This window comes from Mesorhizobium sp. M0894 (assembly GCF_040319725.1).
Lineage (GTDB): Bacteria > Pseudomonadota > Alphaproteobacteria > Rhizobiales > Rhizobiaceae > Mesorhizobium.
In genome coordinates this window covers 1-13272 of sequence record NZ_JAMYOG010000042.1, presented here as the reverse complement: position 1 = coordinate 13272, position 13272 = coordinate 1, and the positions used below count along the sequence as shown (strand labels likewise).

The window sequence follows — 13272 nt, the reverse complement described above, 5'->3', positions numbered from 1 at the left end:
GGACCAGGCCAGCCTGCGGACGCAGCAACTCATCACGGAAGCAGCAGCGGTCGAGGTCCAACTGCGGCGGCACCTGACTTCGTGCATTCCCAAGCCGGCGCAGACGAAGGAGTCGAAGGCTATGGACAAGAGCCTAGGAGAGGGGCACACCGGAAAGCTGCAGGTGACATTGTCATGGCAAACCCTGGACGACCTTGACCTTATTGCCTCCTGCCCAGGAGGAATTCTTGGCGGCAACAAAGGCGCCACGGGTCCTGGGATCTGTGGCGATGGCGTAAGAGACCGCGATTCAAACAGGAATCTGAAGAAAAACATAAGTTCTGAACCCGTCGAGAACATCGTGTGGCAAGACGACATTCCACAGGGCACTTACGACTTCACTGTAAATCCATGGTCTACAAAGATTAAAAACAGGGATATTAGTATCCATTTTGATCTTAGGTTTCGCCTTGATGGAAAAGAGACAATTTGTCATGATACTGTGACGCGAGGAGCCGCAAAAGGAGATGGAGTCATTGGGACAGCGAAACACCTAACTTGGAATTACAGCGATACTCTGCCTAATTGCAATTTTGAAACAAACGAAATTACCATGTGTGTTACAGATTGCAAGCAATAGACACTGATATGACGTTGCCCCGCTTGACGCGGATTTATGGAGATCGTCTGAAGAGGCAGTGCAAAGGATGCAGGAAACACGGATGCTGGCGAATGTTGTCAACTTGAGCAAAGGGGCCGCTCTGGTTCCCAGCTCGACCAGATGCGCTTCGGGTTGGAGACGGGACAGAGGCTGCGGCCCGCATCGGTCGGGTGGCGCAGGCTGGGCCGAAGAGGGCGAAGGACCATGTGCTTGAGAAAACAACCGGGTGGCGGCCTCGATACGCCAGACAAAAAATCTGCTGTTGAAAGCCACGGGGTTAGACACGCCATGACAGCGCCTGCCCCGGCAAAGCCCGATGAGGCGACCGCATGCTGACCAACCTCGCCGATTTCAGCGACGGCTTTACGCTGGTTCCGGACAGCGGCATCCAATTCGTCGAGTTCGGGTTCGACGTCGACGCGACTCCGCGCCTGTCGAGGTCGTTCATCGAACGGCTGTCGCCGGGCGAAACGGGTTCGGATGGAAAGACGTTGGTCCGCCTGCTTCCGAACTGGAACGACGACGATCCCGAATCGGACGAGCAGCCCTACCCCCCCAAAGGAGACGACATAGAGTACCCTATCTCGAGTGCGAAGGCGCTGGAGACCTTTTTGGACTGTTGGGTCCCGATGCCGTTCTTCAAGATTGAACCTGGAAAGGACGCGCTGGGCAACGAAATATACGCGCAGGGCCCGACCGACTGGGTCCGTGTAAGGGTGACCGAAACCAGGAAGGCCTACGGAGACCGGAAGGGAACGCATAGGGCGATCTTCGCGTTCGACAGTTCGCTCGCCCCCCGGAAGCCGAACCGCGCCTATCTGGCGCCCAGTCCGGAAGACGCGATGAGGACGGAGTCTTTTCGGTTCGTCAGCCAGATTCCGGACATCATCTCATTCCTGTCCCACAAGGTCGAACTTCCCGGGCAAGGCCCTGTGGACGCGCAGAAGTGGCTGGACGACTGGGTGAAGGACATTTTCTATGCGATCAAGAAGCTCCAGAGGAGAGGGCGGGAGCTTCGGCCAGAGGACTTCGAGGGTAAACAGTTCGAGCATCTCGCCCGGTACATGACCTTCGTCCAGTTTCTCGCCAGCGCGATCAAGCCGATTCGCGTCACCCTCATCGATACGGTGAGCGAAAACAGAAACGTTCAGCCGGTCGACGTGGACCTCGTGCTGGACATCGGAAACTCGCGGTCATGCGGACTTCTGATCCAGTCGTTTCCGGACGACGTGAACGTTGACCTCAACAACTCCGTTGTCCTGGAGCTACGGGACCTTTCGAAGCCCGAGCTCGTTTATCGCGATCCGTTCGAGAGCCAGTGCGAGCTGATAGCCGGGGAATTCGGCCCGGAGGACATCGCAAGGCGGTCTGGCCGGCCCCGGGCGTTCTTCTGGCCAAGCCTGCTGCGCATTGGCCCCGAAGCCTCGCGCCTGCGCGGCGAGTCGGAAGGCACCGAGGCCGCGACCGGGCTTTCTTCGCCAAAGCGGTATCTGTGGAGTTCCGATCCTGTTCTGCAGGAGTGGAAGTTCCGTTCGAATTCGCCAGAGCCGCCGATCGAGCGCTCAATGTACCGTTTCGTAAACGACAGGGGCGACGTTATCGAACAGATCGAGCAAGACAGGCGCGATTTCAAGTTGAGGGTCAGGGAGAGCGAGATGCAGACGGCGAGCCGCTTCTGCTTCTCGAGGTCGTCCTTCTTCACGTTCATGCTCGTCGAGATCATCGCGCAGGCGATTTCCATGATGAACAATCCCGGCGCGCGTCGCGAAAGAAGACTCAAGGACTCTCCCCGCCGCCTCCGCAGGATCATCATCACGATCCCGTCCGCTACTCCGGTCCAGGAGCAGCGCATCCTCCGGTCGCGCGCGGAAGCCGCAGTCAAGCTGCTATGGTCCCTGTCAGAATGGGGCAGCGGCGGCATCAACAGCGAGCGTCCGAAAATTCACTGCTCGTGGGACGAGGCGAGTTCGGTTCATCTCGTCTATCTGTATGGCGAGGCGGTGCACAAGCTGGGCGGCTCCATCAGGACGTTGTTCGACGTGCTTGGCAAGGACAGGGACAGGCCATCGACACTTCCACCGCCAAAATCCAAGGGGAAGCCGGAGCGCTCTCTGCGCATCGCCAGCGTCGACGTGGGCGGCGGCACAAGCGACCTCATGGTTACGACCTATTACCAGACCGACAACGTTGCGATCTTTCCCGACCAGAACTTCAGAGAGGGCTTCCGCATCGCGGGTGACGACCTCCTCAAGGCAGTGATCGAACGAGTCGTGATCCCGAAGCTCGAGCAAGGGCTCGCCCAGGCAGGCCTGCCAAATGCGCGGAACTATCTAAAAGCCCGCTTCGCGGGAGACAATCCGAACATGTCCGAGCAGGAAAAACACCTGCGCCGACAATTCGTGCTTCAGGTCCTTCAGCCAATCGCAATCGGGCTCCTTTCTGAATGCGAAGCAATGCCGCCGACAAGCCGCAAGACGGAAATCCGCAAGGCCGGCAGCTTCTTCGAGATGGGGGGCTGGACGATGGAGTCCGGAGGCGACATTCCCGTGGCCGCGCGCATACTCGGCTATCTCAAGGAAAACATGGGTGCGCTCGGAGCCGGCGACTTCAATATCGCTGACTGCGATATCGCGATAGACCCTCTGGCGGTCGAGGAGTGCGTCCTGTCGATATTCGACGGCGCGTTCGACAACATCGCGGAAGCGATCAACCATCTGGACGTGGACGTGGTGCTGCTGACCGGGCGGCCGATGCGCCTGCCGCAGATGATAAACCTGTTCGTGAACAAGATGTCCGTCCGCGCCGACTGCGTCATTCCGATCAAGGACTATCGCGTCGGCACGTGGTATCCCTTCCGGGGCCTCAGCAACACGCACATCAACGATCCGAAGACAACCGCGGTCGTGGGAGCGATGCTGTGCGCGCTCTCCGAACGGCAGCTCACCGACTTCACGCTCTATTCCAAGTACCTCAGGATGAAGTCGACCGCCCGCTACATCGGGCGGCTCCAGGGGAACGCGACGCTACCGGACGAAAGGCTGCTTTTCTCGGAGGTCGACCTCGATGCCGCAACTGCCTCTGCAGACGAGGCAGAGTTCGATTATCACAGCCCGACTCGCCTCGGTTTCAGGCAACTTCCGCTGGAGCGCTGGGTGGCAACGCCACTCTACAAGCTGACGACCGCTCAGATGCATTCGTCGAGAAGCATAAACAATCCAGTCCGCGTCACTATCGGGCGCAACGTGCAGGTTCCGGAAGGGGACGAGACGGGCGAGATCGCCCTTCTGTCAAGCGAGGCGACGCGCGAGGAATTCGTGATCCAGGACGCGGAAGACGCCGACGGCATTCCGGTCAAGCGTTTGATGGAGCTGAAGCTGGACACGCTAGCGGTCGAGACAGGTGACGGTTACTGGCTCGACACGGGAATAATCTCTATCCAGTGAAACGGCGGTTTAAGCATGCGTAAGGAATTGAAGAAAGCCTGTGACACCGCGCTGAAATCGGCGCAGGATGGGCTTGCGTGGATCGGAACCGCTGCGAACTCGGATCGGGTTGGCAGCACGCGCGGAGGAGCCGAGCAGCAGCTCAGAAAGACGATCGTCTCCACCCGAAAGGCGATGGCGGCGATCGACCGCCCGATGTGCGTCGGGGTGTTCGGCCCGAGCCAGGCCGGCAAGTCCTATCTCGTGTCGGTCCTGGCCCGCCATGGAAGCGCGCCCTTGATGGCCCGCTTTGGCGATCTCGGTCGGGAGGTCGACTTCATCCGGGAGATCAATCCGGGTGGGGATCGGGAGTCCACCGGGCTTGTCACCCGTTTCTCGGTTCGCGAAGAGCCGAGCCCTCCGGGCGCGCCGGTCGTCCTGCGAATGCTCAGCGAAGCCGACGCCGCCAAAATTCTCGGCAACAGTTTCTTCCTTGATGGCGACGCGAAAAAGCGTGCGCCGCTCTCGCCAGATGCCGTCGTATCCGCATTGGAAGAAGCCCGCGGCCGGGCCGCTTCGAAAGCGCCAGCCGGAGGCATGACCGAAGAGGACGTATGGGACATCCAGGAATATTTCGAAAAGCAGTTCGCTGGAATGCCGAACATCGAGACGCTCGGCGCGTACTGGGAAGAGGCGGCAACACTTGCGCCGCGGCTTTCCGTTGCCGGGCGGGCCGACCTCTTTTCCGTGCTATGGGGCGGGGTTCAGGCGTTCAGCGACATCTACCTCGAACTCGCCGAAGCGCTCGAGAAGCTCGGGTTCCCCAACGAGGCCTACTGCCCGATCGAGGCGATCGTTCCGAGGGACCGCAGCATCATCGACGTCGAAACACTGCTCGGTCTCGGAAAACCTGGCCAGGAAGAACTGCTCATCCAGCCGATGAAGGGTTCCGCAATTTCGCTTCCGAAGCCGGTCATTACCGCCTTGGCCGCTGAACTCCGCATCGCGATTTCTGAACAGCCATGGCCGTTTTTCGAACACACGGACCTCCTCGACTTCCCCGGCGCGCGGAGCCGCCAGAAGGTGGAGATCGAGTCTTTCCTCGAGCTTAACCCGCACGGGCTTAAAGACCTTTTCGTCAGAGGCAAGGTGGCCTTCCTGTTTGACCGATACGTGGCCGAGCAGGAACTCTCCAGCATGCTGCTCTGCATCAAAGACTCGAACCAGGACGTCGCCACGCTCCCTGACATGATCGACGACTGGATCCAGACTTCGCATGGCGCGACTCCGGCAGAGCGGGCCAACGCCGAGACTGCGCTGTTCCTGGTGCTGACTATGTTCGACAAGCACTTCAACGAAAGAGCAGGGGATGAAGGGCAGAGTCTGGCGGATCGTTTCGGCGCGCGGTTGGGATCTTCGCTGACGCGTTTTTTCGGCAAGGCCCACAAGTGGCCGTCCGAGTGGACACCAAAGAGGCCGTTCAACAACACGTTCTGGCTCCGGAACCCGAATTTCAAGGCCGAGTTCCTGATCAAGTACAAGGGCAGTGACGAGGTCGCAATTTTGCCGGACAAGGTGGCGAAAGTGGCCGCCCTGCGCGAAGCCTATCTCGAAGTCGATGAAGTCAATCAGCACTTCCGTGAACCGGCCAGGGCTTTCGACGAGGCTCTGAAACTAAACGACGGTGGCGTAAGCTATCTGGCGGAGAACCTTGCGGCAATCTGCCGTCCCGAGATTAAATATGGGCAAATCCGCGGCCGCGTTGGCATCATTGTCAATGAAATCCGGCGCGTTCTGGCGCCATATTTCGTCGACAGCGACATCAATACGCGCCTTGCCGAGCGCCGGGAGGTAACAGACCGGATTCTTGGGGGCCTGACCGAAGCATGGGAGCGGGACCAGTTCGGCCTCGCGATGAAGTTGCTGCAGATTTCGCAAAGCGGAATTTCCGAACATCTTCACATCGATTACGGCAACCGTCTCAAGCGCCAGAACGCGCCGGAGGAAGGCACCCAATCGGACCCCACCTCGAGAAGGCGTACAGGGCCCCGACAACCTCCTCATCTGCCTGGGAGAACGAAGGTGGCCACTGCCGCGGTGTCCTCGCAGTCTGTTTCGCAGAAAGCGCCCGCGCGCGAAGCCTATCTCGCCCGCTCCGCGATGAGGCATTGGGTGGACGGGCTTTCTGCTCTTGCGAGAAACGACAGCGCATTGCTCGCCATTGGCCTTGGCCAGGAATTGGCAAGCGAGCTGATCGCGGAGCTGACTGCCGCAGCGCGCCGCTCTGGGGTCGAAGAGAGCATAGCCGAGGACCTTGCCAAGCTCTCGGGAGCTCTCGAGAATCCTGCCATCCTGCTCGAGAAGGCAGGGTTCCTGGCGACGAGCCGCATAAACCGTTTCGTCAGCACGCTCGGTTTCGAGGCGGTGCCCGAGGACAAGCGGCCATCGGCTCCTGACGGCCAAGACGGTGAGGTCAAGGTGTTTGCCCGCCGCCCGAACGTTTCCAACTGCGACGGGATTGGCAAGGAGCGTCGGAACTTTTCCTACCTTGCCCTCTCGGAATGGATGTACGCCTTCAACCAACTGGTCACCGACAATGTCCTTTCAGGCGAAGGGGTCACAGTCAACGTCGGGGAGAACGAACGCTTGAGGGCTATCCTGGAGGCGCTCGATGCGTCGGCGACGCAGCCTGCCGGGTTGGCTGGGGCGGTTCGATGACGGAGGTTAAGATCGACGTCACAGAGGACGAAGAGCGCCTCTTCTGGCATGCCCTGATAAAATTTCCGCAGCAATTGGGCAGCTCTCCGCAGTTGCGCCTGACGATAACACGCAAGACCTCCGACACTCCGTATCTTGGCGATGCCGGATGGCAGGCGAGCCCGGCGACCATAGAAGCCGTGGTCGTCAGCCGTTCCGCGAACTCGGCCACGGTGGCTGTTTCGCCCGAGGTCTGCGACAACATTAGGGTGGACACCAAAGTTAGGATCGAAGTCGACGGCCATGACGTATGGGGCAACGCCTTCTGGCCGCCGATCACCCCTCGCCCGGGTAATTGGGGCGCAGGGCTGACCCCCCCTCCGAAATTCACGCCTATCAAGAAGCCCTCCGACGATGTCATAGAAAAGATCGTCGACCCGCCCCAGGAGGAGGAAGAGAAGCCGAAGGACCGAACTCCGCCTGTGCAACTGCCAAAGAAGAGGCGGCGGTACCTATACCTTCTGATCCCGTTGGTGCTGCTGTCGGCGGTCGGAGGATACTGGATAATACCTAAGCCCGAGCCTTTGATCGTGAAGTTCGAGAGGCTGAAGCGGACGGACAGTAGCGGTGCTGAACTGTTCGCCCTGAGCGGCGAGGCATACCAAAAAGGCAACGCAGCGATCGGCTTGCAGGCGATCAATCTTGCGATGGAAAGGGGCAATAAGGACGCAAAGCTCGAAGTCGCGCGCTGGTACGATCCGGGTTCCTTCAATCCCGCCAAAGCAGATCGGCCAGACGCAAACAAGGCTGCGAGGACCTATTTCGAGCTGACGATAGAGGGTCAAACGGGGGCCAAGGAACTGCTTCGTTCCCTCTGCGCGAAAAGCGCGAGTTCTCCTCAAGGTCCCGGTTTTGACGGGTTCTTGGTGAACACTTATTGCGAAGGGACTTTAGAATAATGACAAATGACAAGGCCTGGCAACCCGCCGCCTGTGGAATCTTCGGAGGAATGGAAGCATGCGGAAGAGCAACCTAGAGAAGTATCTTGCTTTATGTGCCCTGCCCCTCCGTATTTCTGTGGCGGCCGCGGCAATGCTCCTTTGCACCGCCGTGTCGGCGGGCGCGCAGGATGCTGCCGCGCCCGTCGAGCTTTTTAACTATCCGGGCACTGTGCTGAACGGGATCACCAGCGCCCAGGTTCCCATGAAACTGGAAGCATGTCGGCAACTCTGCGAAGGCCGTTCCGGGTGCCAAGGTTTTGACCACTCTGAAAAGAACGAATGCCGCCTGTTTACGAGCGTAGTTGGTTGCCGTTCGGGGAGTGGCTCGACCTCGGAGACGCGCAGCCTTGTACCGAATTGCCCCGGTCCGACAAATCCTCCACTCGCAGTCAGGCTGGCGAAGCTCAGGGAAACGGACACGGATGGTCATGAACTCTTCGCCCTGAGCCAGGAGGCGTTCAAACGTGGAGATCGGAGCGTCGGCATGGAGGCTATCAATCTTGCCACGCAGAGAGGCAACCAGGATGCGAAACTCGAAATGGCGCGCTGGTACGATCCAAGGACGTTTGCGCCGGATCGCGTCGACGGAATCGATGCCAACAAAGCCGCGCGTTCCTATTTCGAACTTGCGCTCGAGGGCAATCCGAAAGCCAACAGCCTCCTGAACTCACTCTGTCTCGAATCCAGCGATTCCGGCTCGAACCACGCCAACGCATACGAAAACTTCCTTCGCACCACCTACTGCGAAGGGTCGATCAATCCCTGACCAGGCCGCGTTTTCATCGGGGGTTTGGGCTTAGGGGAAGGCGAGTATGCAGCAGAGGTGTCATCGGTTTAGCGCGTTCGCGGCAAGGATCGCGTCGGCCGCGCTGCTGCTGTCCCTTTTGCTAGCGATGCCCGAAATTGTGCCCAGAGTATCTGCACAGGAGCCCGGGGAATTTCTCGACTATCCAGAGACTGCATTGAAAGGGACCACCAGCGCGGGGTTCGAGAGACCTCTGGATGACTGCCGGAAAATCTGTCTAGAACGTTCGGGCTGCGTTGGATTTGATCACTCCTCTGCAACTAACATCTGCCGCCTGTTCGAAGGAATTGGCTCCGCTCAGTCAGATCCGCTTTCGACTGCCGGCACGCGCCAACGGATTCCGGGATACCCCGATCCCGTCAACTCCGAGTCCTGGTACTACGCGTCTTTCAGTGGCATTGATCTCTGGGGCCAAGATATCGTGCCGAAAGGCTTGGCTGCATCCAATGCCGAAAGATGCTCGGTAATGTGTGACGGCCATGCCTCCTGCCGTGCATTCACCTACAACCAAGAAGCGAACCGCTGCTTTCTGAAGTCGGGCTACGATTTCGTGCAGTCTTACTCGGGCGGAACTTCGGGCCTCTATTTCAAGGCAAAGCCTTCGCAGCCCGCCTTGACCCTGAGCACCGAATGGGAACTCTTCATGAACAGCGATTTTCTAGGCAATGACCTAAATGACTGGCCGGCGCGTTCGTACCAGGAATGCATGCAGCAGTGCGGGTCGGACAGCCAATGCGGCGGATTTACATATGTCACGAGGCCCAATCGCTGCTACCTGAAAAGCGGTACATACCTCTCTCCCGTCAGGAGCTCCAAAACGAGGACATCCGCGCGAAAGTCTGAACGGACGGTTTATCCTGACTTTGTCCGCCCCGTCTCTCCGAGGGACTGAAGATGCCGCCGCGGATCGCACCTGTTCTTGCTGTCGCCTGTGCCATCTTGGGTGGCATCATAGCAGAAGCTCTCTCGAGTCCATTGCGGGCGGAACCGATGTCGGAAGCTAAAATTCAAGAGACCAATTTGCACCGGATAATCGAAGACGCCAGATTGCGTCAGATGATCGGTCAGATGGTGCTGGTTGGCTTCGTCGGCAGCGACCCGGATGCCGAGGGCTACAGGAGGGTCGTCAGACAAGCCGAAGACGGAACAATAACGGGAGTCATCTATCTGGGGCGCAATATAGGTAGTCTTAAGGGAGTGCGGCAACTGAACGAAGGCTTGCAGCGAGTCGCCGCAGCCCCACTGCTCATTGCGGTCGACCAGGAGGGTGGCCGCATCCAGAGGCTCACGAGCGCCGTCGGATTCAAGGAGACCCCCAGCGAGGCAGCGGTCGCAAAGACCATGACTCCAGACGCAGCCAACCTTGTTTACCTAGACCTCGCGTCAGGTCTCTCCAATTTGGGTTTCAACCTCAACCTAGCCCCGGTGGTCGACGTCAATCTCAATGCTGCTAATCCCATTATTGGAAAGCTCGGACGAAGTTTTTCCGCGGATCCGCATAAGGTCGAGGCCTACTCGAGGGCTTTCGTGCAAGCGCATCGGGCGAAGGGGGTTCTGACCGCGCTGAAGCACTTTCCGGGACACGGTTCCAGCAACAAGGACACTCACAAGGGCATGGCAGACGTCACCGGGACATGGAGCACGGAGGAGCTTCTTCCTTACGAAGCCCTGATCGGATCGGGCGACGTCGACATGATCATGTCCGCGCATGTCATAAACGACAGGCTGTCCGGTTCGAGCAACGTTCCGTCTTCTCTTTCCCGCGCGACGTTGACGGGGCTCCTGAGAAAAGCCTTGCACTTCTCAGGAGTGATCATCAGTGACGACATGCAGATGCAGGGCATCACCGACCGCCTCAGCTTTGAAGACTCAGTGCGGCAAGCCGTTCTAGCAGGGAATGACATCCTGATATTCGCCAACGACAAACATCCTGACCCTTCGATCCCCGAAAAGATAGCTGATCTCTTGTCTGAGGAAGCTCGCGAAGATCCGGAAATGCTTGAACGAATACGAGAATCTTACGGCAACGTCATGCGCTTGAAAAGGAAGCTTGCGCCGGCTGTTGCCAAGGAAACAATCACTGTGAGAGAACGTTAGCGCGTGGGACGATGCTGGCGCGAGCCTCTGGGGCAAGGAAAATGAAGCATGTCGGCTGATGGCTCTAGGTACAGAGTCGTAGAACTTCTAACGGCATTGCTTAGCACAGTAGCGGCTGCCGTTGTTCAATCGGTTGCAGTCTGGCCAGCGAACGCCCAATCGACCGAGGTACTCTTCGACTATCCACAGACTTTCCTGAACGGGATCGGCACCGCACAGGTCAGTGTCCCGATGGAATCCTGCAGGAATCTCTGCTCCACCCGTTCCGGCTGCGCCGGCTTCAGCTACTCGTCGGCCGCATCACTTTGCAGCCTGTTCTCGAGTGTCGACGGCGCGAGCGAAAACAGGCTATACACTGCCGGCACCCGCAGCCTCATTATCGGCTACCATCCACCAACCAATCCGCCTGCTGCTGCGGCTCAACCGCCAAAGGTTAACGGCCTTAACGTGCCGGTTCCGAAGCTACACGAGAATGCGAAAAGCACGCGGAAAAAAGGCGTTCGCAAATCCAAGCCGGCCGCCGCCCACCGCGTTGTGCCGCAGCAGCAAGAACCGGTAAAGAAGCAAGGGGGGCGGTTTAAAATGTGCAAGACTGTGAGAGGCGTTTTCCAAGTGCCGGCGGGCGAGTTTTGCTCGCCAGGGATGTGAATTCGGGTGCTCGCTGGTTGCGGGAACGTCAGCGCAGGCGCGAGCCGCGGCTTGGGTAGGGAGAATACGTGTCGGCTGACGGCTCAAAGGCGCCAGCGAAGCCGAGCTAGATACCGCCGGCACAGTCTGATCACCGGCTACTCTCCGTCGGCCGGTCCGCCTGTCGCGGCTCAATTGCCGGGATGAATGCCTGATGCGCTCCGAACCTCTCTAGAAGAAGTCAAGGAAGGGCACAAAGTGAAAAGGATCGAGTTGCTTCTTACCATTCTAGTCTCGATTGTTGTCATTCCTTGGCTCGGGCATCCTGACGTTGGTAATTTAGAGTGGGTTGCTCCGTTAGCTCTGCTCGTGGTTTTCGTTGGCATACGCGCCTACGACACAGGTACCGACGAATGGCAAACGCGTTTTCGGGTAACCCGGCTCGTCCATAAGTGGCGGATCGCGCTTCTGTTCTGGCTAGCAATTGCCTGTTTGGTGGGAAGCCTCTGGCTGAGTCCCGGATAAAGGCAATATCAAATGCCTCGAACAACAATCGGCCGATTTGGTGGGGATGCGCAAGATTGAAAGGAAGGTAGCGTTGGAGCCTGTAGCCAAGAAAACAAATACGAGGTCATTGGCGCTGGCGCAGACGAGGAGCGTGCATGTCGGTTGGCAGCTCTAGCTACAGGATCCCCGGGCTCCTTTTGGCACTGGTTGGCGCAGTTACGGCTGCTGTCGTTTCGTTGGTCGGAATTCGGTCAGCGAAGGCGCAATCGACCGAGGAACTCTTCAACTATCCACAGACTTTCCTCAATGGAGAAGTCAGTGCGAAGGTCGGCATCCCGATGGAGTCCTGCAGGAAGCTCTGCTCCACCCGTTCAGGCTGCGCCGGTTTCGATTACTCGTTTGCAGACGGACTTTGCAGGCTGTTCAAGAACGTCGCCGGCGCCAGCGAGAGCCAGCCACACATCGCCGGCACTCGCAGTCTGGTCATGGGCTACCATCCGCCCTCGAATCCGCCTGTCGCGGCTCAACCGCCGGAGCCACCGATCGAGGAAGCCACGGCTTCGCCACCGCCTGCGAGTTTCACGAGATTTCGCAATAGGGATCTCACCGGCGAGGCGACCGAAACAATCGGGGCTCTGGATGCTGACCAATGTGAAGGTATGTGTCGAAGCGCTGACGCTTGGTGTCGAGCCTACACGTTCGATGCTTGGAACAGGAAGTGCTTCCTAAAGGAGGGAACTGGGCAGCTTCTGGTGAACGCCCGCGCCACCAGCGGTGTCCTTTCCAGCCTTGCCACTCCGACTTCGTCGCAGGCCGACATGTACTTCGAATACTTCAACAACAAGGCTTTCCCGGGGGATGGTTTTCATGTCCTGTCAGCACGGAGCCGGGACAAATGCGGGAGCGAATGTTGGGCCTTGAATCAATGTGTGGCGTTCTCGTTCACAGCATCGCAGCGGCGCTGCATTCTTTTCGATCAACCAGGCGAATACTCGAGTAGTCAGGGAACTAGCAGCGGCGCAAAACGCCAAGATTGAGTTCTCCTCCAGGTGAACTCAATCACGTGCAAAGGTAGAAGGAATTGGCTTCTTGTTCGCAGAAGCCCAAGAAGCTTTGTCGCTCCTGGTGTCAAGCTTGGCAATAGTACTTGGTTGAGCTTGTACAGAGAAGAGCGTCCTCCCTCCCCTTCTGGTGCTGTCGCTGATCGCCGCGTACCGACAGAGGAAATGCAGCATTCGACTTGCACCACTTCCTAGCCTTGCCGCCTTGCCGCTGGCGCGAGGCAACTCGACCAAACCTCCTCGGATCGTCCCATATTCAAATTCGCCAAGGACGATTGTTCCGGACGGCCTACTACCACCGATGGCACCGCTTCGATACAAGACTTTGGGGTAAGCGCCAAGCTGACCCCATCTGGCGCGGCTTGAGGTGATGAGCGAGACATACTGACACTGAAGCAAGGAGCCGAGGAGGTTG

General features: G+C 58.6%; 9 protein-coding genes and 1 pseudogene. 9 read left to right on the top strand and 1 reads right to left on the bottom strand.

The features are described from left to right. The 9 genes and pseudogenes from NKH91_RS31985 to NKH91_RS31945 form a co-directional block, all read left to right on the top strand. Positions 1–619, top strand: a pseudogene (locus tag NKH91_RS31985) (hypothetical protein); the annotation flags it as partial. Between the two features lie 350 nt (positions 620–969). After that, entirely contained in the window at positions 970–4083 is a 3114-nt protein-coding gene (locus tag NKH91_RS31980; RefSeq protein WP_352483904.1) for a virulence factor SrfB, read from the top strand. Positions 4084–4098: 15 nt separating this feature from the next. After that, the gene (locus tag NKH91_RS31975) at positions 4099–6780 is read left to right on the top strand and encodes a virulence factor SrfC family protein (RefSeq protein WP_352548552.1); all 2682 of its coding nucleotides are present in this window, start codon (positions 4099–4101) and stop codon (positions 6778–6780) included. Next, positions 6777–7718, top strand: coding sequence for a hypothetical protein (locus NKH91_RS31970; protein WP_352885592.1), 942 nt, complete (start codon positions 6777–6779; stop codon positions 7716–7718). Before NKH91_RS31975 ends, NKH91_RS31970 begins: the two co-directional genes overlap by 4 nt. Before the next feature lie 58 nt (positions 7719–7776). Further along, positions 7777–8526 (top strand): PAN domain-containing protein, encoded by a 750-nt coding sequence (locus NKH91_RS31965; protein WP_352483907.1) that lies wholly within the window; start codon positions 7777–7779, stop codon positions 8524–8526. Between the two features lie 46 nt (positions 8527–8572). Beyond that, on the top strand, positions 8573–9457 hold the full coding sequence (locus NKH91_RS31960) for a PAN/Apple domain-containing protein (protein ID WP_352591023.1): 885 nt from the start codon (positions 8573–8575) through the stop codon (positions 9455–9457). 2 nt (positions 9458–9459) lie between these two features. Then, the gene (locus NKH91_RS31955) at positions 9460–10662 is read left to right on the top strand and encodes a glycoside hydrolase family 3 N-terminal domain-containing protein (protein ID WP_352548554.1); all 1203 of its coding nucleotides are present in this window, start codon (positions 9460–9462) and stop codon (positions 10660–10662) included. A 48-nt stretch (positions 10663–10710) separates the two neighbouring features. Further along, positions 10711–11310: a PAN domain-containing protein gene (locus NKH91_RS31950; protein WP_352885591.1), complete on the top strand. Its 600-nt coding sequence runs from the start codon at positions 10711–10713 to the stop codon at positions 11308–11310. A gap of 641 nt (positions 11311–11951) precedes the next feature. Next, the gene (locus tag NKH91_RS31945; protein ID WP_352483910.1) at positions 11952–12833 is read left to right on the top strand and encodes a PAN domain-containing protein; all 882 of its coding nucleotides are present in this window, start codon (positions 11952–11954) and stop codon (positions 12831–12833) included. Positions 12834–12851: 18 nt separating this feature from the next. On the opposite strand, the gene NKH91_RS31940 is transcribed toward NKH91_RS31945, so the two are convergent. Then, positions 12852–13272 (bottom strand): hypothetical protein (locus tag NKH91_RS31940; RefSeq protein WP_352885590.1); only part of this gene is annotated, 421 nt, incomplete at its 5' end.

What these genes read in the sequence shown, in the direction of transcription:
- NKH91_RS31975 (WP_352548552.1), top strand. Translation starts at nt 4,099, where the DNA reads ATGCGTAAGGAATTGAAGAAAGCCTGTGACACCGCGCTGAAATCGGCG.
- NKH91_RS31945 (WP_352483910.1), top strand. Translation starts at nt 11,952, where the DNA reads ATGTCGGTTGGCAGCTCTAGCTACAGGATCCCCGGGCTCCTTTTGGCA.
- NKH91_RS31960 (WP_352591023.1), top strand. Translation starts at nt 8,573, where the DNA reads ATGCAGCAGAGGTGTCATCGGTTTAGCGCGTTCGCGGCAAGGATCGCG.
- NKH91_RS31955 (WP_352548554.1), top strand. Translation starts at nt 9,460, where the DNA reads ATGCCGCCGCGGATCGCACCTGTTCTTGCTGTCGCCTGTGCCATCTTG.
- NKH91_RS31965 (WP_352483907.1), top strand. Translation starts at nt 7,777, where the DNA reads ATGCGGAAGAGCAACCTAGAGAAGTATCTTGCTTTATGTGCCCTGCCC.
- NKH91_RS31970 (WP_352885592.1), top strand. Translation starts at nt 6,777, where the DNA reads ATGACGGAGGTTAAGATCGACGTCACAGAGGACGAAGAGCGCCTCTTC.
- NKH91_RS31980 (WP_352483904.1), top strand. Translation starts at nt 970, where the DNA reads ATGCTGACCAACCTCGCCGATTTCAGCGACGGCTTTACGCTGGTTCCG.
- NKH91_RS31950 (WP_352885591.1), top strand. Translation starts at nt 10,711, where the DNA reads ATGTCGGCTGATGGCTCTAGGTACAGAGTCGTAGAACTTCTAACGGCA.